The sequence below is a fragment of the Gillisella taibaishanensis genome, from assembly GCF_001938985.1.
GTDB classification, from domain to species: Bacteria; Pseudomonadota; Alphaproteobacteria; order Rhizobiales; family Rhizobiaceae; genus Allorhizobium; species Allorhizobium taibaishanense.
Genome location: NZ_MKIN01000023.1, coordinates 39,728 through 58,409, shown reverse-complemented (window position 1 = coordinate 58,409; position 18,682 = coordinate 39,728). Strand labels below are relative to the sequence as shown.

Annotated in this window: 19 protein-coding genes and 1 tRNA gene; 9 read left to right on the top strand and 11 right to left on the bottom strand. The window is 59.5% G+C overall.

Features of this window, described 5'->3' with window-relative positions; genetic code table 11:
• Positions 1-16: 16 nt before the first annotated feature.
• Positions 17-679 (top strand): thiol:disulfide interchange protein TlpA, encoded by a 663-nt coding sequence (tlpA, locus tag BJF91_RS17115; protein WP_075615763.1) that lies wholly within the window; start codon positions 17-19, stop codon positions 677-679.
• An 87-nt stretch (positions 680-766) separates the two neighbouring features.
• The gene (locus BJF91_RS17110; protein ID WP_075615762.1) at positions 767-1,387 is read left to right on the top strand and encodes a glutathione S-transferase; all 621 of its coding nucleotides are present in this window, start codon (positions 767-769) and stop codon (positions 1,385-1,387) included.
• Positions 1,388-1,403: 16 nt separating this feature from the next.
• Here the strand turns inward: BJF91_RS17110 and BJF91_RS17105 are convergent, their stop codons facing one another.
• Complete coding sequence (locus BJF91_RS17105) at positions 1,404-2,291, bottom strand: 3-hydroxybutyryl-CoA dehydrogenase (RefSeq protein WP_075615761.1); 888 nt, start codon at positions 2,289-2,291, stop codon at positions 1,404-1,406.
• Positions 2,292-2,694: 403 nt separating this feature from the next.
• Here BJF91_RS17105 and BJF91_RS17100 point away from each other — a divergent pair, with 403 nt between their 5' ends.
• A complete protein-coding gene (locus BJF91_RS17100) occupies positions 2,695-5,049 on the top strand; it encodes a methyl-accepting chemotaxis protein (RefSeq protein ID WP_162843881.1) in 2,355 nt (784 codons plus the stop codon).
• Between the two features lie 220 nt (positions 5,050-5,269).
• Here BJF91_RS17100 and BJF91_RS17095 read toward each other — a convergent pair whose 3' ends face one another.
• The 5 genes from BJF91_RS17095 to BJF91_RS17075 form a co-directional block, all read right to left on the bottom strand.
• On the bottom strand, positions 5,270-6,199 hold the full coding sequence (locus BJF91_RS17095) for an electron transfer flavoprotein subunit alpha/FixB family protein (RefSeq protein WP_075615759.1): 930 nt from the start codon (positions 6,197-6,199) through the stop codon (positions 5,270-5,272).
• Positions 6,200-6,223: 24 nt separating this feature from the next.
• Positions 6,224-6,973 carry an electron transfer flavoprotein subunit beta/FixA family protein gene (locus BJF91_RS17090; protein ID WP_075615758.1) on the bottom strand — a complete coding sequence of 250 codons (750 nt, stop codon included), beginning with the start codon at positions 6,971-6,973 and terminating at the stop codon, positions 6,224-6,226.
• A 383-nt stretch (positions 6,974-7,356) separates the two neighbouring features.
• Positions 7,357-7,935 carry a cob(I)yrinic acid a,c-diamide adenosyltransferase gene (locus BJF91_RS17085; protein WP_075615757.1) on the bottom strand — a complete coding sequence of 193 codons (579 nt, stop codon included), beginning with the start codon at positions 7,933-7,935 and terminating at the stop codon, positions 7,357-7,359.
• Positions 7,936-8,114: 179 nt separating this feature from the next.
• Entirely contained in the window at positions 8,115-8,312 is a 198-nt protein-coding gene (locus BJF91_RS17080) for a twin transmembrane helix small protein (RefSeq protein ID WP_075615756.1), read from the bottom strand.
• Between the two features lie 61 nt (positions 8,313-8,373).
• On the bottom strand, positions 8,374-9,207 hold the full coding sequence (locus BJF91_RS17075; protein ID WP_075615755.1) for an SDR family oxidoreductase: 834 nt from the start codon (positions 9,205-9,207) through the stop codon (positions 8,374-8,376).
• Between the two features lie 111 nt (positions 9,208-9,318).
• On the opposite strand from BJF91_RS17075, the gene BJF91_RS17070 reads away from it, so the two are divergent.
• A complete protein-coding gene (locus BJF91_RS17070) occupies positions 9,319-10,212 on the top strand; it encodes a YihY/virulence factor BrkB family protein (RefSeq protein WP_075615754.1) in 894 nt (297 codons plus the stop codon).
• Here the strand turns inward: BJF91_RS17070 and gluQRS are convergent.
• The gene (gene gluQRS / locus BJF91_RS17065; RefSeq protein ID WP_075615753.1) at positions 10,174-11,085 is read right to left on the bottom strand and encodes a tRNA glutamyl-Q(34) synthetase GluQRS; all 912 of its coding nucleotides are present in this window, start codon (positions 11,083-11,085) and stop codon (positions 10,174-10,176) included. The genes BJF91_RS17070 and gluQRS overlap by 39 nt on opposite strands.
• Before the next feature lie 36 nt (positions 11,086-11,121).
• On the opposite strand from gluQRS, the gene BJF91_RS17060 reads away from it, so the two are divergent.
• Both BJF91_RS17060 and BJF91_RS17055 read left to right on the top strand, forming a co-directional pair.
• Positions 11,122-11,775, top strand: coding sequence for a DNA-3-methyladenine glycosylase family protein (locus tag BJF91_RS17060; protein WP_075615752.1), 654 nt, complete (start codon positions 11,122-11,124; stop codon positions 11,773-11,775).
• Between the two features lie 98 nt (positions 11,776-11,873).
• Positions 11,874-12,431, top strand: coding sequence for an HNH endonuclease (locus tag BJF91_RS17055; protein WP_075615751.1), 558 nt, complete (start codon positions 11,874-11,876; stop codon positions 12,429-12,431).
• A 1-nt stretch (position 12,432) separates the two neighbouring features.
• Here the strand turns inward: BJF91_RS17055 and BJF91_RS17050 are convergent, their stop codons facing one another.
• Positions 12,433-12,939, bottom strand: a complete 507-nt coding sequence (locus tag BJF91_RS17050) for a disulfide bond formation protein B (protein WP_075615750.1) — start codon at positions 12,937-12,939, stop codon at positions 12,433-12,435.
• A gap of 22 nt (positions 12,940-12,961) precedes the next feature.
• Entirely contained in the window at positions 12,962-13,552 is a 591-nt protein-coding gene (locus tag BJF91_RS17045; protein ID WP_075615749.1) for a YqaA family protein, read from the bottom strand.
• Between the two features lie 338 nt (positions 13,553-13,890).
• On the opposite strand from BJF91_RS17045, the gene BJF91_RS17040 reads away from it, so the two are divergent.
• Positions 13,891-13,975, top strand: a tRNA-Leu gene (locus BJF91_RS17040).
• A 64-nt stretch (positions 13,976-14,039) separates the two neighbouring features.
• On the opposite strand, the gene BJF91_RS17035 is transcribed toward BJF91_RS17040, so the two are convergent.
• A complete protein-coding gene (locus BJF91_RS17035; RefSeq protein WP_083943364.1) occupies positions 14,040-14,924 on the bottom strand; it encodes a GGDEF domain-containing protein in 885 nt (294 codons plus the stop codon).
• Positions 14,925-15,104: 180 nt separating this feature from the next.
• Between BJF91_RS17035 and BJF91_RS17030 the strand changes: the two genes are divergently transcribed.
• Together BJF91_RS17030 and BJF91_RS17025 are read left to right on the top strand one after the other, a co-directional pair.
• Positions 15,105-15,650 (top strand): hypothetical protein, encoded by a 546-nt coding sequence (locus BJF91_RS17030; RefSeq protein WP_075615748.1) that lies wholly within the window; start codon positions 15,105-15,107, stop codon positions 15,648-15,650.
• 80 nt (positions 15,651-15,730) lie between these two features.
• On the top strand, positions 15,731-17,401 hold the full coding sequence (locus BJF91_RS17025; RefSeq protein ID WP_075615747.1) for an AMP-binding protein: 1,671 nt from the start codon (positions 15,731-15,733) through the stop codon (positions 17,399-17,401).
• A 28-nt stretch (positions 17,402-17,429) separates the two neighbouring features.
• On the opposite strand, the gene BJF91_RS17020 is transcribed toward BJF91_RS17025, so the two are convergent.
• The gene (locus BJF91_RS17020) at positions 17,430-18,656 is read right to left on the bottom strand and encodes a GNAT family N-acetyltransferase (RefSeq protein ID WP_075616060.1); all 1,227 of its coding nucleotides are present in this window, start codon (positions 18,654-18,656) and stop codon (positions 17,430-17,432) included.
• Between the last annotated feature and the right edge of the window lie 26 nt (positions 18,657-18,682).

Here is an 18,682-nt window from a genome sequence, read left to right as displayed (position 1 = left end):
GATCCTGGAGACGTCGATGACGAAAAAAAGACCGCTGGGCCTTCCTTCCGCCAAGCTGATTGCGATTGCGGCGATTGCCGGTCTGATCGCCGGCGCGGTTGCGGTATACGTGAAGGAGACCGGGTCTGGCAATGGTCCCGAGCTTGCGGCAACGGGTGGCTGCGAGGCGGCGGACAAGACGATCCGCGCGCTCGACCCGCTCATCAAAGGCCAGGTTGCTGCAATCGTTGCGGCCAATCCGCCACGCCCGATCACCGATCTTGCCTTCAAGGATGCCGGCGGTGCCGACAAGAGCCTTGTCGACTTCAAGGGCAAGCCTGTTCTCGTCAATCTCTGGGCGACCTGGTGCCTGCCCTGCCGCGAGGAAATGCCGGCATTGAACCGGTTGCAGCAGGAGAAGGGCGGTGACCGGTTCGACATCGTGGCGATCAATATCGATAGCGGCAGCGACGAAAAGCCCAAAGCGTTCCTTGGCGACAACGGCATCGACCACCTGCCACTTTACCGCGACAGTTCAATGGGGGTGTTCAACACTCTGAAAAAGCAGGGCCTGGCTTTCGGCCTGCCGGTCACCCTGTTGCTCGATGGCGAGGGTTGCTTGATAGGCTCGATGAACGGCCCGGCTGCTTGGGATAGCCCGGATGCCAAGGCGCTGATCGACAAACTCGTTGCTCTCTAGACCATTTCCGGGCGCAAAACCGCGACGAACTTCTTCTGGAAATGCTCTATTTCCATTCTTCCGCTGCCAACTCTGAAGGTGACGTTCATGCTGAAACTCTGGGGCCGTGCCAATTCCAACAATGTCAAAAAAGTCCTCTGGATGGTCGAGGAGCTTGACATCCCTTACCAGCGGATCGACGCCGGCGGGGCCTATGGCATCGTCAACGATCCCACTTTTCGCGATCTCAATCCCAATGGCCTTGTGCCTGTTCTTGAAGACGGCGAAGCGGTCCTGTGGGAATCCAATGCCATCGTCCGCTATCTCGCAAACTGCTATGGCGGTGCAGATTTCGAACTTCCCGATCCCGTTGCCCGTGCTCAGGCGGAGAAGTGGATGGATTGGACGACATCGTCAGTGGCGGGTTCCTTCCGCGACCTGTTCTGGGGTCTGGTGCGCACACCGGAAGACCAGCGCGATATGGCCAAGATCGAGGCGGCCCGCCAAGCCGTGGGCAAGCTGTTGGCGATGGCGGATGCGGCGCTTGTCGCCAAGCCCTATCTGTCGGGAGAGAATTTCGGCATCGGCGATATTCCGCTCGGCTGCTTTGTTTATGCCTGGTTCGAAATGCCGATCGAGCGGCCGGATCTACCCAATCTCGAGGCCTGGTACGGTCGGCTCAAGGGCCGGCCCGCTTATCAGCGGGCGGTGATGATACCTTTGAGCTAACCGGAAGGGGCTGAAATTACCGCGTTGGGACCGGTACTTCGCCGCGGTAGTCGTAGAAGCCTCGGCCGGATTTGCGGCCGAGCCAGCCAGCCTCGACATATTTGACCAGCAGCGGGCAGGGGCGATATTTGCTGTCAGCCAGGCCGTCGTGCAAGACCTGCATGATCGACAGGCAGGTATCGAGGCCGATGAAATCGGCGAGTTGTAGCGGCCCCATCGGATGGTTGGCACCGAGCTTCATCGCGGTATCGATGGCCTCGACCGAGCCGACGCCTTCGTAGAGCGTGTAGATGGCCTCGTTGATCATCGGCAGCAGAATGCGGTTGACGATGAAGGCGGGGAAATCTTCGGCGACAGTAATCGTCTTGTCCAGCGAACGGACGAAGGTCTTGGCCGTCTCGAAGGTGACTTCATCGGTGGCTATGCCGCGCACCAGTTCCACAAGCTTCATCACGGGTACCGGATTCATGAAATGAATGCCCATGAAATGTTCCGGGCGGTCCGTCGAGGCTGCTAGTCTCGTGATCGATAAGGACGAGGTATTGGTTGCCAGGAGTGCTTCCGGCTTCAGCACGGGGCAGATCTGACTGAAAATCTTGCGCTTGACGGTTTCGTCCTCGGTCGCAGCTTCGATCACCAGGTCCACCTGGGCCAGATCCTGAACGTCGCTGACGCCTGAAATGCGCGCCAACGCCGCCTTGCGCTCGCTGTCTTCCATCTTACCATTGGCGACCTGACGAGCCATGTTGCCATTGATCGTCGCAAGGCCCGCATCGATTCGATCCTTGGCCAGGTCGTAGAGCGTGACATCGTAGCCTGCGAGGGCGGAGACATAGGCAATGCCGCAGCCCATCTGGCCCGCACCGACGATTCCAACATTTTTGATCTGAACATTCACGGTCATTGCGTCTTCCATCCCTGCCTCGGCGCTGCGCAGCGTCCGCCTCTAAAGCCGCCCGGCTCCCACCGGCGTGTCGCCGGTGCGGTTACGGTGCTACTTCCCCGGTGGCCTGCCCAGCAGTGATAAAGCGATGCCTCGCGGTTTTCCAGTCCCGATCTCTGCCAGGCGCCGGATTCCGTCACCAGACCGCGGTCTTTCGATTACCGTTTTGGCATATACCCCGGAGCTTTAGGGTTATTTTAAGCAGCCACGACTAAAGTTTCGGCAAAGTGGCTGTGTCCTGTTGGGGCGTGCTGTCCATGAATGGTACCAGGGGAGATGTCGCATGCGCATAGCGCGTAAGTTGCCGTTATTTGTCTGTCTGATTACGATTCTTTCGATCGGGGCAGCCAGTTGGGCCACGCTGATGCAGAGCTCCACCCTGGTGAAAAAGGAAGTGATGCAGAAGCTGGAGGCGACTGCCGACGGACGCCGCAACGAGGCCCAGCTCTATTTAGAGAATCTCATCACCAATCTGCGCGCTTTTTCCAGCGTTTCCACCACGGGTGAAGCGCTCTACAAGTTCAAGGCCGACTGGCGTTATCTTGGCGAAAAGCCGCGCGAGGCGTTGGTCGACCGGTATATCACAAAGAATCCTAATCCGGCTGGTCAGCGCGCGCAGATGGAAACAGCGCGCATCGACACCTATGACAGCAACCATGCCAAATTCCACCCGCTGCTGCGCATGGCGCTGCAGCAATATGGCTACGCCGATGTCTTCCTGATCGATCCGAAGGGCAATATCGTCTATTCGGTACAGAAGAGCGACGAATACGGTGCCAATGTTGCCGATCCAGCGCTGAAGGATGGCCCGCTTGCCCAGGCCTTCAACCAGGTGGCCAAGAGTGACGATCGCCAGCTCTACGCGCTTTCCGATTTTACCCGCTACGGTTCGTCGGGCCAGACGGTTGCCTTGCTGTCGACGCCGCTCTTCATGGGCGACATCAAGATGGGCGTTCTTGTGGTGGCCATTCCCTCCGACCGCCTGACGGCGATGTTCTCCAATCGGACGGGGCTGGGCGACACTGGCGAAACGATCCTGGTTGATTCAAACAATATGATGGTCAATGATTCCGTCTTGACCGGCGATAAGGATTCGCTGGTACGCAAGGTGGAAGCGCCGATCCTGACGGAAGTATTGAAAGGCAGCAAGGCCAGCGGTCAGATCGACGGCTACCGTGATATGGTTAGCTATGCCGCCGCCATTCCGCTGAGCTTTGCCGGTCATAACTGGGCGGTTACGGCGCTGATGAGCGAGAAGGAGGCATTGGCCAATGTCGCGCAATTGCGCAACATGGTCCTGCTGATTGCAGCCGTTCTTTTGGCGCTTGCCATTACCGGCGCTGTCCTGTTTTCCCGTTCGCTGACCAACCCGATCAACCAGCTGGTCGACAGCATGAAGCGGCTGGCCGATGGCGACACCGGCATCGTGCTTGCTGGTGAAAATCGCGCTGACGAAATCGGCGACATGGTACGTTCGGTTGCTGTTTTCCGCGATGCGGCCATCGAGAAGAGCAGGCTGCAATCGGCGGCCGAAAGTGACCGCAAGACCTCGGAAGCCGAACGACTTGCTCGCGAGGCAGCCCGCAATGAGGAAACCGCGCGGCTGCAGCAGGCGGTCAACATTCTCGGCGCCGGTCTGCAGCGCCTGGCCGCGGGCGACCTGACCACGACCATCGAGACGCCCTTCATGGAAGGTCTCGATCGGCTCAGGACCGACTTCAACGATTCGATCCGCCGCCTTGCTTCGACCATTCGCCAGCTCTCGGGCAGCACAGGTTCGATCAACGGCACGGCGAGCGGAATGGTAGCGGCAACACACGATCTGTCGCGCCGGTCCGAGCAGCAGGCAGCCGCTATCGAGCAGACGTCCGCTGTCATCAACCAGATTATGGACGCGATCCGCACAGCGACCGATCGCGCCGAAAACGCTAGGCGGATGGTAGCCGATGCGAAGACGTCGACGGAGCGCTCCGGCACCATCGTCGGCTCGGCGATTGGCGCCATGGGCCGGATCGAAGAAGCTTCCCAAGCCATTTCGCAGATCATCAACGTTATCGACGAGATCGCTTTCCAGACCAACCTGTTGGCGCTGAATGCCGGCGTTGAGGCAGCCCGTGCGGGCGAAGCGGGCAAGGGCTTTGCGGTCGTTGCGCAGGAAGTGCGCGAACTGGCCCAGCGTTCGGCGGGGGCTGCCAAGGAAATCAAGGAGCTGATCAGTAAATCCGGTGAGGCGGTCAAAACCGGCGTCGGCCTGGTGCGCAATACCGGCGAAGCCTTGGGTGATATTGCCGGGCAGGTCGTGCATATTAACGAGGAAATCTCCTACATTGCCACAGCCGTTGGCGAGCAGTCGGAAAGCGTGCGGGAAATTTCGACAGCAATCCGGCAGATGGAAGAGGTTACCCAGCAGAATTCGCAGATGGCTGACCGGACCAATTCCGACATGTCGCGCCTGACCAGCGATGCCGAAGCACTCTCGAACCTTGTCGCCCAGTTCCGTGTCATGGATGGCGAGATCGTTCCGAACCCTTCCGCACACCGTTCGGCAGCGCCACGCCCGGGTGCGGCACCTGCGCGCCCGACCATCAAGCAAGCCGATCCCTCGACCAATCGTGCAACCGCATCGCCGGCACGCGCGCTGATGGGCAAGCTGTCGGCCGGCCTTAATGGTGGCGGCCAATCGGCTCCCAGTGGTGGCAACAACTGGGAAGAGTTTTGATTACCGACAGGGGCGCTCGGCTTAAGCCGGGCAGGGCTGTCTGTGAGACAGAAAATCGCTGAATATGAAAAAGGCCGCATCGCTGCGGCCTTTTTCATGAGACGTAATAGCCAGTGAAGCCTAGAGTTTGTCAGGGAAAAGCGGAACCCGTTTTCCCGACAAGACAAACGAAAACAAAAGAATCGAGAGGCCGTATGGTTCAATCTGAACCTGACAGACTCTAGAGCGCCTTTTCGAGTTCTGGCAACAGTTCGAAGAGGTCGCCGACCAAGCCATAATCGGCCACCTGGAAGATCGGGGCTTCCTCATCCTTGTTGATGGCGACGATCACCTTGGAATCCTTCATGCCGGCCAGATGCTGAATGGCGCCGGAAATGCCACAGGCGATGTAGAGCTGTGGAGCAACTACCTTGCCGGTCTGGCCAACCTGCCAATCGTTCGGCGCATAGCCGGCATCGACGGCAGCGCGTGAAGCACCGACGGCAGCCCCGAGCTTGTCAGCGAGCGGCAGGATGACTTCCTTGAACTTATCGGAGGAGCCGAGTGCGCGGCCACCGGAGACGATGATCTTTGCCGAGGTCAGTTCCGGACGCTCCGAAGCAGACAGCGCGTCGGACACGAAGCTCGACAGAGCAGGATCGGCCGCAGCGGAAATGCTTTCAACCGGGGCGGAGCCAGTGGCCTGCGCTGCTGCAAAGGACGCCGTGCGCACGGTGATCACTTTCTTGGCGTCGGTGGCTTGCACGGTCTGGATGGCATTGCCGGCATAGATCGGCCGCTTGAACGTGTCGGCAGAGACGACTTCGACGATTTCCGAGACCTGAGCGACATCGAGCAGGGCGGCAACGCGCGGCGCGACATTCTTGCCGACCGACGTGGCGGCGGTCAGGATCGTGTCATAGGCGGGCGCCAGCGAGACGATCAGAGCGGCCAGCGGCTCAGCCAGTTGGTGGGCAAGCTCGGCGCTTTCAGCCAGCAGCACCTTGGAGACGCCGGCAAACTTGGCGGCCGCCTCGGCAGCGGGCTTGGCATCGGTGCCAGCGACCAGAACATGGATGTCCGAGCCAATTTGGCTTGCGGCCGTCAGGGCCTTGGCAGTCTGTTCGGAGACGGTTGCGTTGTCGTGATCTGCCAGAAGAAGAATGGCCATTTTACTATATCTCCCAATCCGAAATCAAAGCACGCCGGCTTCGTTCTTGAGCTTGTCGACAAGCTCGGCGACCGTCTTGACCTTGATGCCAGCCTTGCGGCCGCCGGGCTCCTCGGTCTTCAGCACCTTCAGGCGCGGTGCCGTGTCCACGCCGAAATCGGCGGGCGTCTTCTTGTCGAGTGGCTTTTTCTTGGCCTTCATGATGTTCGGCAACGAGGCATAGCGCGGCTCGTTGAGGCGCAGATCGGTGGTGACAACGGCCGGCAGCTTGACGGCGATGGTCTGCAAACCGCCATCGACTTCGCGGGTCACATTGGCGGTGCCGTCGCCGATTTCCAGCTTGGAGGCGAAGGTAGCCTGGGCCCAGCCGAGCAGGGCTGACAGCATCTGGCCGGTCTGGTTGCTGTCGTCATCGATCGCCTGTTTGCCGACGATGACGAGACCCGGCGCTTCAGCTTCAACCACGCCCTTCAAGATCTTGGCGACAGCCAGCGGCTCTACGGCATCGTCGGTCTCGACCAGGATGGCGCGATCTGCGCCCATGGCAAGCGCGGTGCGCAGGGTTTCCTCGGCCTTGGCCGGGCCGATGGAGACGACCACGACTTCTTCGGCCTTGCCGGCTTCCTTCAGGCGCAGCGCTTCTTCAACGGAGATTTCGTCGAAAGGATTCATCGACATCTTCACATTGGCAAGCTCGACGCCGGAACCATCAGGCTTGACGCGGATCTTGACGTTATAGTCAACGACGCGCTTGACGGGCACGAGAATCTTCATGGGGTCCTTCCTTGCTTCGGTCCTGATCGCCACATCGCGCGGGCTCGCCGCGAGGCTGCAATCGCTTAATAGATTTTCCGGTTCGCGCTGCTCTTCAACAAAAGAGACCGGCGCTCTGACCGATTTGTTTCAGACTGCGGCATTTCGCCCGATGGCGATGGTCGAATGGCGACATCGATACGCATTTTTTCCTCAATTACAACGCGCTCGTTCAGCCATTCGCCTCTCCTCCACGCTTTGAGGCGACGGCGAAGAAATATATAACTTTTACGTTCACGTCAATTATCCGCTTATTCACAGATGCCTGCAAGCGACATCATCAGTGCGGCCGGAGGTCCGGAAGATCGCCGCTCGACCCTTGTTGCAGCCAGTTAAACCGGGCTCTAGCGATTCTTGCCGGGTACCCAGAGCACGTCAGCCTTGCCAACGTCATTGGCAAAGCGGGCCGCGACAAACAGGAAATCAGACAGACGATTGACATATTTTAGCGCCGGTGCGGAAACTGCTTCGCCCGGGATCTGCATCAGGTCGACGATGATCCGCTCAGCGCGCCGGGCGATGGTCCGGGCAAGATGCAGGTTTGCCGCAGCTGGCGTTCCACCCGGCAGCACGAAGGACTTCAGCGGTTCCAGATGGGCATTGAGCGTGTCGATTTCCTGCTCGATCCGGTCCACCTGGCTCTGCACGACACGCAGCGGCTCCCATTCCAGGGTCTCGCCGGTGTCTGGTGTCGCCAGGTCGGCGCCGAGATCGAAAAGGTCGTTCTGGATGCGAAACAGCATGCCGTCCAAGGTGCTGTCGTCTGCGGTGTAGAGCCGGGCGATGCCGATGGCGCTATTGGCTTCGTCGATCGTGCCATAGGCATCGACGCGCAGGTCGTGCTTGAAGCGGCGCGGGCCGCAGACCAGGGCCGTCGTGCCGTCGTCGCCGGTACGGGTATAGATTTTATTGAGCTTTACCATGAAACCATCAGTCGTGGGAAAAGAGGATGCGAGAGCTATACGTCAGGGATATGGAACCAGTTTTGCCACAATAGAACCGGACGCCATTTTTACTGGCAGACTCTAGGTTCTCGTGTGTTCATTTGTCTTCTCGGGAAAACCGGGTTCCACTTTTCCCCTGCCAAACTCTAGAAAACGCTCTAACGGCCGCCGCCGGTGATCCACAGGGTGAGCATAATCAGCACGACGGCGATCGCCTGCAGCAGCACGCGCATCTGCATCAGCTTGTTTGAGCGGTTTGCGTCGCCGCCCTTCATCATGTTGAAGAGGCCGCGCACCAGAACCAGCGCGACGAGGCCCATGACGATGATGGCCAGAATGGTGGTGAATGTGGACATGGTGCGCTGCTGACTTCCCTAGTGACGGGCCTTATGGCTGGCCTTGTAACTGCCGTTCCGATCAATCCAGTGCCCGCATCAGCCGATAGAAGAGATCGGATGGCATCAGCCGCTTGAGCGCAACGCCCTGTTTCGCCGGTTTCGTGACGAGATAATGTGGCCGCGGACGCTTCGCGGTCAAGGCGTGTTGCAGCACTTTATACACGGCATCCGGTCCAAGCTTGTTGCGGTTCTTTGGGCCTGTGCCCTCAAGGCGGGCCAGTTGCCGCTTGTAGTCCTCAGCATGCACGGAATGCTCGACATCGATATTGCGGCGGATGGCTGCCAGCGCATTGGCGGTAAACCGGCTTTCGATCGGTCCTGGTTCGATCAGGCTGACCATGACGCCGCTGCCCTCCAGTTCCATGCGCAGGGTCAGAGACAGGCCTTCAAGTGCAAACTTCGACGCGGTATAGGCGCCGCGCCAGCGATAGGGGATGAGGCCGAGAATGGAGGAGCATTGCACGATCCGGCCCGACCCTTGCGCCCGCATCACGGGCACAATCCGCCGTGTCAGGTCATGCCAGCCGAACAAGTTGGTCTCGAACTGTTCGCGCAGCGCCGCCGTCGGCAGATCTTCCACCGCGCCTGCCTGGCCATAGGCGCCGTTGTTGAAGAGAGCATCGAGCCTGCCGCCGGTGCGCGACAGCACGGTTTCGGCAAGGGTCGCGATACTGGCCTCATCACGATAATCCATCAGGAGGGCTTCCAGCCCGTCGTCTTCAAGCGGCTTCAGGTCTTCGGGCTTGCGAACCGTGGCGAACACCCGCCAGCCCTCCTGCTTGAGGGTGCGGGCGCAATAGGCGCCGATGCCGGAGGAGCAGCCCGTCACGATAATGCTTTTCTGGCCGTTCATCGGCGATTCTCCACTTACAAATGCAATGAGGTCTCCCATATCAGACCTCTAGACGCAATTGTGACAGGCGCGACATCTTGCGGCGGCAAGCGATGAACAACGGGAGATGGAATGCGATCCTATCTGGGCAGACTCTATAAAGTGGCCTTCGATGCGGTCTGGCATTTCACCGAGGATGACGGCTGGGCGATGGCCAGCCATGTGGCGCTGTCCATGCTGCTCGCAGTATTTCCCTTCCTGATCTTCGGAACAGCGCTCGCAGGTATGCTCGGTGCAAATACGTTTGCCCCGACAGCCATTCATTTCATCTTCGATACGTGGCCGGAAGAAATCGCCAAACCGATTTCGGAGCAGATCGTGCAGGTGCTGACCATTCCGCGCGGTGGGCTTTTGACTATTTCGGTTCTGGCGGCCGCCTATTTCGCCTCTAATGGCGTCGAGGCGCTCCGCACGGCGCTCAATCGCGCCTACCGGGTAACCGAGACGAGGCCCTGGTATATTACCCGGCTCACCAGCCTTGGCTTTGTAATGATGGGCGTGATCGCCTTCATCGTGATTAGCGTGTTGCTGATCGCCGTGCCGATTGCGCTGCGATTTGCCGAACAACAGTTTCCGTTGCTCAAAAATTTTCTGGCGCTGGTGTCGAACTGGAGCGTGTTTGGCACATTGATATTGCTCGCCATCGGTCTGACGATTTCGCATCTGTGGCTGCCGGCCGGACGGCGCCGGCTGATCGATGTTCTGCCTGGCATCTGCCTGACGCTACTGCTCTGGCTTCTAGGCGCTCTGGCCTTTGCGGCCTATCTCTCGACCTTCGCCAATTACGCCGCCACTTATGCAGGCCTTGCGTCGATCATGGTGGTGATCGTGTTTCTCTATATGCTGGGCGTGCTGTTTCTGATCGGTGCGGAATTCAACGCCGCACTCATGAAATTTGCCGCCCCGCGCGCTACCCGACGTAGTACGTCAAAGCCCAACCAGCCGGCGAATGTCGAGGGGCGATAAGCCCTCAGCCCGCAAGTGCCTGAGGCCTGCGGATTGCAGGCTTTTTGACAGTTTACGACCGTCCTCGCCGAGGATCAGTCGATGGTGGGTATAAGCAGGCGCGGGCAGGTCGAGCAGGTGTTGCAGCAGCCGATGCACAGCGGTGGCGGCAAACAGATCCGCGCCACGCACCACATGGGTGACGCCCTGAAGCGCATCATCGACGACAACAGACAGGTGATAGCTGGAGGGGGCGTCCCAGCGCCATAGAATGACATCTCCCCAGCTGGCGGGGTCGGACGATATCTGTTCCTGGCCTGCATCGCTCACCTCCTGCCAGAAAAGCGGCCCCTCGACCATGGACAGGGCCTTGGCCATATTGAGCCGCAGGCTATGACGTTCCCCATCCGCGATCCGCTGCTGGGCCACCTGTCGGTTCGAATGCCTTTCATCAGTCGGGTAGTGCAGGGCGCCATCGGGATCACGCGGCCAAACTTGTCCCCCGGCTTCGACCACTTCGGCCTGCCTGCGGATCTCCGCCCGGCTGAGAAAGGCGGGATAGATCAGGTCCATCGCCTCCAGCTTGGCAAGGGCAGCGCGATAGGCGTCGATATGCTCTGACTGGCGACGCACCTGATGTTCGAACGTCAGGCCAAGCCAGGCGAGATCCTCATGGATCGCGGTCTCGAATTCCTGATTGCAGCGGTCGATATCGATATCCTCGATCCGCAGCAGCAGCCGTCCGCCTGTCTGCTGCGCCAGATCGGCATTTACCAAGGCAGACAAGGCATGACCCAAGTGCAGATAGCCGTTCGGGCTCGGCGCAAAACGCAGAACCGGAGGGCTCGTCGTGGGTTCGGGCAGGCAAGACAATTGCGGCGGGCGATTGGACATGATTTGTTTTGCCATGATTTGGAGGGCGAGGAAAAGATGGACGAGGCTCTGCGCATTCGCACGCAAGCAGATCTGGCGACCGGGCTCGACGCCCTTGTTGGCATCGATCCGCGCCTAGAAGCAATCGCACGCGAGGCCGGGCCGCTACCGCTCAGGCTGACGGTGCCCGGTTTTGAAGGGCTCGCCTTTATCATCGTGTCTCAAATGGTATCGCGCGCCAGCGCCGATGCGATCTGGCGCCGGCTCTGTGCGGCAATGGGTACGCCCGAGCCTTCCGCGTATCTGGCGCTTGGCGAGGAGGCGCTTGCGCTTGGTCTGTCGCGGGCCAAGTATGTCTGCCTCAGCGGTCTTGCAAGAGCGATCGTCAATGGTGAGTTCGATCCGTTTGCCGTACTCGACAAGCCGGTCGAGGAGGCCCTGGCCGATCTTGTCCGGTTGAAGGGCATCGGGCTCTGGACGGCGGAAGTTTATCTGATGTTCTGCGGCGGTCACGCAGATGTGTTCCCGGCTGGCGATGTCGCCTTGCGGGCGGCTGTCGCCCAGGGGCTGGGCTTGTCAGTTCGGCCTGACATCCGCCAGACCGCCGAAATCGCCTTGGCTTGGCGGCCTTACCGCGCCATTGCGGCACGCTTGTTCTGGGCACTTTATGCGGTGCGTTTACGAAGGGATGTGGCGCCAGCGCCGGTCTGAGAGAGAATCACGTCGCTGCTTATTTATTGGGCTTCACAATCCTGTAACAGCAGGCCTAATATAGAAGGAGAAGATGCCGAATCGATCAGGAGAATGCCTTGACGATTGCAGTTTCGCCCCAGTCCTTGCCGGCGTTGGTTTTGAACGCTGACTACAGGCCGCTGAGTTATTATCCCTTGTCGCTATGGTCCTGGCAGGACGCGATCAAGGCGGTTTTCCTTGACCGTGTGAACATCATCGCGGAATACGACCATTCGGTCTGCTCACCCAGCTTTTCCATGCGGCTGCCGAGTGTCGTTAGCCTGAAAACCTATGTTCAGCCGACCCGCAACCCGGCCTTCACGCGGTTCAATGTTTTTCTGCGCGATAAATTTCAGTGCCAGTATTGCGGCTCGCCTGACGACCTGACCTTCGACCACGTCATCCCGCGCGCCCATGGCGGCGAGACGACCTGGCAGAATGTCGTGGCTGCCTGCTCGCCCTGCAATTTGCGCAAGGGATCAAAAATGCCCAAACAGGCAAACATGTTCCCGGCCCAGAAGCCCTATCAGCCGAGCGTGCAGGACCTGCACAATAACGGGCGCTCGTTCCCACCCAACTATCTCCATGAAAGCTGGGTGGATTATCTCTATTGGGATTCCGAACTGCAGCCCTGATTTAAAACTTTATCCGACGCGCACCCCAGAAGGCGATGCCAGCGAGGATCAGGCTGGTCAGCACGTTCCAGCCTGCCAATGAAACGCCGAAGATTCGAAGCGCCGCTTCCGTGCAGGACGGCCCCTTGAAGCTGTTGAGCTGTGCCAGTATGTCGCCGCCGCTGTTGAAGCCGGCGCCTGATGTGGCCGAGCAGGCACTCGGGCCTTCCCAAAAATGCCATTCCACGCCGGCGTGATAGACGCCAAGCCCAGCGCTGACTACCATGATCAGGCCAAGCAGCAGAATGAGGCTCTTGGTGACCCGGGGGGGCAGATTGGCGCTGGCGGCGAATACGGTGACGAGGCCGATGGCGGCGCCGATGTAATAAGGCTTGCGCTGCAACAGGCACAGCTCGCAGGGAATGTAGCCGCCGATATATTCGAAGGCGAGCGCCGAGCCGACGACGCCAGCCATGCCGAGGGTCAGGAGAAGGGCCGGAGTGAGGCCAGGGCGGGCGGAGGTAGTCATCTTGTGTCTCCGGAAGGGTCTATCAATGAGCGATGAGGCGATAGGCGACGAAAAGTCCGATCAGCACGACAGCCGCGACGGCAGCGATCTGTCCGAGACGCTTTTCGATGAAATGGCGAATCGGTTCGCCGTAACGGCGCAGCAGCCAGGCCAGCAGGAAGAAGCGGCCACCGCGTGCAACGATCGCCGAAACGATGAAGAGCCAGATATTGACGTGCGCCACGCCCGACAAAATGGTGACCACCTTTATCGGCGGCAGATGCGCCAGACCTGACGTGATGAGCAACAGCACCACCGTTTCGTAATCCACGGAGAGGCGCAACTGGTCGAAGGCTTCAGCTTTTCCGTAGAATTCTAGAATCGGGCGGGCGATGCTTTCATAGGCGAAATAGCCGAGAAACCATCCGGCAATGCCACCGAGAACCGAGGTGACCGTGGCGATAGCGGCATAGCGCCAAACTTTTTCTGGCTTTGCCAGTGCCATTGGCAGGAACAGGACGTCGGCTGGGACCAGAAAGATCGAGCTTTCGACAAAGGAGATCGCTGCCAGACAGACTTCCGCCGATTTGCGGGCAGCCAGAGACATGGTCCAGTCGTAAAGGCGTCGCAGCATGCTTTCTCCTTGCAATGTCACAGGTCGGACGCAGCTGCAGCCCGTATTTTGCGGCCGCTGCCGCTTGCGACGACGAAAGACGGAAAACCCGGCCTTTCGTCAAGTCTTATCGTGTGCCGACTGCTGCGGTCTGTGTCGGGACCTATATGCCGCAGGAGAGGCTTCCATGTAAATCGGCTGGAAAGTGTGGCGCGAAGCGGCCGGCAAACTTTTCCGTGAAATTGGAAATTCAAAAAAAACACGGTTGACCGACCCCCCTTCAACCGTATAGTTCCTGCTTCGTAAGCTAAAAAGCGCGTCTGTCCCCCGGCTGACGTCTTGCTTTCGAGGCATTACAGGCCCCTTTGGCGGAATTGGTAGACGCGCCTGACTCAAAATCAGGTTCCGAGAGGAGTGCTGGTTCGATTCCGGCAAGGGGCACCAATCCAACTCATCATCAATGACGATATCGACGCCTTGCAATGCTTGTTGCAAGCGGTTCGACCGGTCAGGACATCATCCGGCTGGGTGCGCAGTGGATGCGGTTGCGGCCATGCTGCTTGGCGCGGTAGAGTGCCATATCGGTGGCGGCCATGAATTCTTGGAAGCGCCCAAATTGATCATGGGCCTCAGCCAGTCCGAAGCTAGCCGTTATCCTGCCGGCAGGCAGCGGCGCGAGACAGATCCTCTCCAGGCAGATCCTTAGCCGTTCGGCAATCGCTTGCGCCTGCGAGAGAGAGGTGTTGGGCAATAATACGCAGAATTCCTCGCCGCCAATCCGGCCGGCGAGGTCGTCCGGCCGCAGGTTGCTGCGAATCGCCTGCGCTGCGGCCGTCAGGGCATGGTCGCCCATCTCATGGCCATAGGCATCGTTGATACCCTTGAAATGGTCGAGGTCGAATAGCAGCAGTGACAGAGGCTCGCCTGTCACTGCAGCACCGGAAAACGCCTGCTCGCCGCGGGCAAGGATGAAACGCCTGTTCGCGAGGCCTGTCAAAGGGTCGGTATTGGCCTGGTGTTCCAGCGTCTTGAGCGACATGTCCAACTCGCTTACCAGCGAGCAGACCGCTTGTGCGACCGTTCCAATCTCATCACGGGTCTTGACCTTGACTGCCAAAGGCGCGCCTTCGGTCCGATAACGATCGATGGAGTGGCTCAACTGTCGTAGCGGCCTGGTGATGCGCCAGAGCGCAAACAGGCATCCGGCCGTGCCGGCCAGCGTCGAAAATAGAACCACCAACAAGACCCTCATGCCGCTTAATTCGCCACCCGACAGCAAGTGGGCAACCACAGCCAGAAGCGGAACATGGATCGAGACAAAGCAAATAACGAAAATCTTGACTGTCAGCGACGACTCGATCGCCTGGAGCGTCATCCGCGGCAATCTGATCATCTCGCTTTCCTTAAGTGTGTCAGTGAAATCTCTCCCTTATTGCAACCCGCACCATAGACAGGAATTGTCGCAGGTAGAAAAGTCTTTTTGCGGCATTTTGCCGCTTTTGTGGGCCGATAGCATCTTGGGAGGGGCCAAACGATCGGGCAAAAGAATCATCGCGCCGTCGGTGACGGCGCGATGTCGCGCTTTACCCAGAGTTTTGCGGTGGGTTACGGGTTACCGGTGCTGGTCCCCGTGCCGGAGCTATTGCCGGTTCCCGAGCCTGGCGTCGCTGGCGCGGTCGTCGTGCTACCGGTCCCGCCGGTTCCTCCCGTCGTCGAACTTGAGCTTGGTGCCGAACCGGACGTTGCCCCTCCAGTGTTGGCATTGCCGTTGCTGCTGTTATCTCCACATGAAGCCAGCAATCCGAGGAGAGCGACGACCGGTACGATTTTCTTCAGCATAATATCCTCCTTATTTCGCGCACCGCAGATGTGCACTTGTGTTTTAGACCTCAGAAATATCGCGGATCTTCGTCCTAAAGGCGGCATGGATGCGATGTTTTTAAGGTCTTGTGTCGCATATAGGCAAGCGACAGACCAGCTTTCAACCTTCTGGATTGCGATTTGTTCCAGATGCGATGGAAGCGGCCGCATGATCCCCTGCAAGGAAAGCAGGGTGGAGATGGCGTGCGTCCGCAATGCTACCGGAGTTTCACCGGCCATCCCGCAACGCGGCAGATGATTGTGCGGTTGCGAAAGGAATGATAGGTTGGAGACCGTGGTTGGGGATGGACCCAGCGGACCAAATTCAGGGCCATATCGATGTTCCTACCTGCCTCAGGGTCCTATCAAGCCCTTAAAGCTCGCTTTTCCTGGTCGATCCCACAGGATTTCAACATGGGTCGGGCTGTGAGTGACGACTGGGCGGACCGCGAGCCGGATCGCATCTGTCTCGAGCATTTTTCGCCTGATGGCGCTCATCTTTCCATGACCTATGGCACGCTGGCCGCGCGATCCAATGCTTTTGCCCATGCGCTCAGTCAACTCGGCATCAAACCAGGTGACAGGGTGACGCTGCTGTTGCCTCAGGGCTTCGAAACTGTCATCGCGCATGTCGCGATCTACAAACTCGGTGCGATTGCCCTGCCGCTGGCGCTGCTGTTCGGTGCCGATGCCCTGGAGTATCGGCTGAAGACGGCCGGGGCTGTCGCTGTCGTGACCAATAGTTTCGGCCTGTCTCGTCTCGAGCCGATCCGTGCTGCGCTTGGTGATCTCAGCCATATCGTTTCGGTGGATGCGCCGGCGGCAGTCGGCGATATCCTGTCCTTCGATGCGCTCTGGCAAGGCGGTTCCGCCGATTTTTCCGGGCCGGTGACTGGACCTGACGATCCGGCTTTGATGATTTTCACCTCAGGCACGACGGGTGCGCCAAAAGGCGCCCTGCACGGACATCGGGTTCTGGCTGGCCATATTCCCGGCTTCCAGTTCGCCCACGAAGGTCTGCCGCTGCCTGGCGACAAGATCTGGACGCCGTCCGATTGGGCCTGGGCGGGCGGCTTGCTGAATGTGCTGATGCCGGCGCTGTTGCTTGGTGTCCCTGTTGTCTCCTCGCCGGCACAGAAATTCGATCCGGCGATGGCCTTCCGCATCATGGCTGAGATGAAGGTGCGCAATGCCTTCATTCCACCGACAGCGCTGCGGCTGCTGAAAACAATCGAAAGTCCGCGCCAGCAGTATGATCTTGTGCTGCGCACGATTGGCTCGGCGGGAGAGTCTCTCGGCCGTGAAACCTATGAATGGGTCAAGTCCGCGCTCGGTATCACTCCTAACGAATTCTATGGTCAGACGGAGTGCAATTTCGTGCTCTCCTCGTCAGCCAAGCTTGGCGTGACCAAGGCAGGCGCCATCGGCAAGGCAGTGCCGGGGCATAGCGTGGCGATTATCGACGACAAGGGCCGGGTGCTGCCTGCGGGCCAGATCGGGCAGGTGGCGATTGCCCGTCCTGATCCTGTGATGTTTCTGGAATATTGGCGCGACCCCAAGGCGACTGCGCAGAAATTCATAGGTGACTGGATGCTGACCGGCGATCTTGGCCGCCAGGACAGCGAAGGCTATGTCGAGTTTTTCGGCCGGGACGACGATGTGATCACCTCGTCCGGCTATCGCATCGGCCCGGCGGAAATTGAGGATTGCCTGATTGGCCATCCTGCCGTGCGGCTGGCGGCAGCGGTGGGCAAGCCAGACCCAGTGCGGACGGAGATCGTCAAAGCCTATGTCGTCCTTGCCGCGGGTTTCAAGGCAAGCCCGGATTTGGCCCGTGAAATTGCAGATTGGGTCAAACATCGGTTGTCGATGCATGAATATCCGCGAGAGGTGGAATTCATTGCCGATATGCCGCTGACGACAAGCGGCAAGGTAATCCGTCGCCTGCTGCGTGATAGGGATGTCTCGCAGGTTGCGCCAGCCGAAAGGGCCAGGAGTGCCTCGGCCTGACAGCCTTTGCGGCGAGCGCGAACCGCTGTTAGCTGTCTCTTTGCAACCGGCCAAGTACCTTGTCGCGCAAAATACGGGCGATATTGCGGGTATTGCGGTAGAGATGCAGCTGTGCTGCCACCTGGCGCACGTCACGGTCAGCATTGCGCTTCAAGCCAATGACCACGGTGCCCATCTCCTCGCGCTCACGCCACAGCCGGCTCATGATCGGATGATCCGGCACGGCGCAGGAGTCGGTGCGCAGGATGTTGGCGTCGTCCAGGTGCCATTCCGTCAGTTTGGCGACGAGAAGCTTTCCCGGTGAATAGCGCGCGTAGCGCTCGTCATAGGCCGTCTTCCAAGTATAGGCTTCGGCACCCATGATGAAAACGACCATGGCGGCCACCGCTCGGCCGTCGAGGTCGAGCGTGTGAATGCGCACGGAGTCCCGTTCGGCAAGGTTTGTGATGGCTTCGCGGGCAAAGGCTGCACGCAGCCTGTCCATGACCAACGCCGTGCGCTTGCGTCCCTTCCAGCCGCTGGCTTCAAGCGCCAGGAACTCCTCCATGCGGGTCTGCACATCTCCAGGCTGGCGTGCCACGGAATAGGTGAGCTCGCCCTGACCAGCCAAAAGCTTCATCTGTCGCCGCATCTCGCGTGAATGCGATTTGCCGATGGCCTGACGCAAATAGCCCTCGCCGTCTTCGAGGCTATCGAGCATCGGTCGCTGGTAAGGATTTGTAATGGTCAGTGGCAGATCGCGGCCGATGGCAACGGCGCGCAGCAGTTTGGTCACGGGGCCATCCAGACGCAGATCCGGCAAGACCAGCACAGAAGGCAGCCGGATATCAGCATGACCAAGGCCATCGAAGAGATTGTCCAGCGTCTCGATCGGATCTTCCGCATCGATGAGGGGCGTGCCAAGCGGTCCGAAGGGATTGGACCAGACGCGAATGATGGAAGGCCCAACGGCAAAGCCTGGTTTCTCGACTGAAAACGGCATTAAAAGCCGGATTCGACTGCGGCCCTGGCGGTCGTCGCGTATCAGAGCCATGCGAACTTCCCGGTCGTCCAGTCGTGGAATGGCGGGCGCGAGAAAGCGGGCTGAAAAGAAGATATTCGGCTCCAGCGCCCGATTGGTAAGATAGTCCATCTCGTGTTCGAGATCATAACTGGTCTGTCGGGGATAGAGCCAGAGATGCCGCCCGGGACGGCCGACAGGAATCTGGCCGTCGGCGGTGGGACGGTTGACCGGGTCGGAGACCGTCTGCAGCATCTGACGCTCCTCATATCGGCCCTGAG

Excerpts from the sequence above, each read along its gene's own strand:
- tlpA (WP_075615763.1), top strand. The coding sequence starts at position 17 with ATGACGAAAAAAAGACCGCTGGGCCTTCCTTCCGCCAAGCTGATTGCG.
- BJF91_RS17110 (WP_075615762.1), top strand. The coding sequence starts at position 767 with ATGCTGAAACTCTGGGGCCGTGCCAATTCCAACAATGTCAAAAAAGTC.
- BJF91_RS17105 (WP_075615761.1), bottom strand. The coding sequence starts at position 2,291 with ATGACCGTGAATGTTCAGATCAAAAATGTTGGAATCGTCGGTGCGGGC.
- BJF91_RS17100 (WP_162843881.1), top strand. The coding sequence starts at position 2,695 with ATGCAGAGCTCCACCCTGGTGAAAAAGGAAGTGATGCAGAAGCTGGAG.
- BJF91_RS17095 (WP_075615759.1), bottom strand. The coding sequence starts at position 6,199 with ATGGCCATTCTTCTTCTGGCAGATCACGACAACGCAACCGTCTCCGAA.
- BJF91_RS17090 (WP_075615758.1), bottom strand. The coding sequence starts at position 6,973 with ATGAAGATTCTCGTGCCCGTCAAGCGCGTCGTTGACTATAACGTCAAG.
- BJF91_RS17085 (WP_075615757.1), bottom strand. The coding sequence starts at position 7,935 with ATGGTAAAGCTCAATAAAATCTATACCCGTACCGGCGACGACGGCACG.
- BJF91_RS17080 (WP_075615756.1), bottom strand. The coding sequence starts at position 8,312 with ATGTCCACATTCACCACCATTCTGGCCATCATCGTCATGGGCCTCGTC.
- BJF91_RS17075 (WP_075615755.1), bottom strand. The coding sequence starts at position 9,207 with ATGAACGGCCAGAAAAGCATTATCGTGACGGGCTGCTCCTCCGGCATC.
- BJF91_RS17070 (WP_075615754.1), top strand. The coding sequence starts at position 9,319 with ATGCGATCCTATCTGGGCAGACTCTATAAAGTGGCCTTCGATGCGGTC.
- gluQRS (WP_075615753.1), bottom strand. The coding sequence starts at position 11,085 with ATGTCCAATCGCCCGCCGCAATTGTCTTGCCTGCCCGAACCCACGACG.
- BJF91_RS17060 (WP_075615752.1), top strand. The coding sequence starts at position 11,122 with ATGGACGAGGCTCTGCGCATTCGCACGCAAGCAGATCTGGCGACCGGG.
- BJF91_RS17050 (WP_075615750.1), bottom strand. The coding sequence starts at position 12,939 with ATGACTACCTCCGCCCGCCCTGGCCTCACTCCGGCCCTTCTCCTGACC.
- BJF91_RS17045 (WP_075615749.1), bottom strand. The coding sequence starts at position 13,552 with ATGCTGCGACGCCTTTACGACTGGACCATGTCTCTGGCTGCCCGCAAA.
- BJF91_RS17035 (WP_083943364.1), bottom strand. The coding sequence starts at position 14,924 with ATGATCAGATTGCCGCGGATGACGCTCCAGGCGATCGAGTCGTCGCTG.
- BJF91_RS17030 (WP_075615748.1), top strand. The coding sequence starts at position 15,105 with ATGTCGCGCTTTACCCAGAGTTTTGCGGTGGGTTACGGGTTACCGGTG.
- BJF91_RS17025 (WP_075615747.1), top strand. The coding sequence starts at position 15,731 with ATGTTCCTACCTGCCTCAGGGTCCTATCAAGCCCTTAAAGCTCGCTTT.
- BJF91_RS17020 (WP_075616060.1), bottom strand. The coding sequence starts at position 18,656 with ATGCTGCAGACGGTCTCCGACCCGGTCAACCGTCCCACCGCCGACGGC.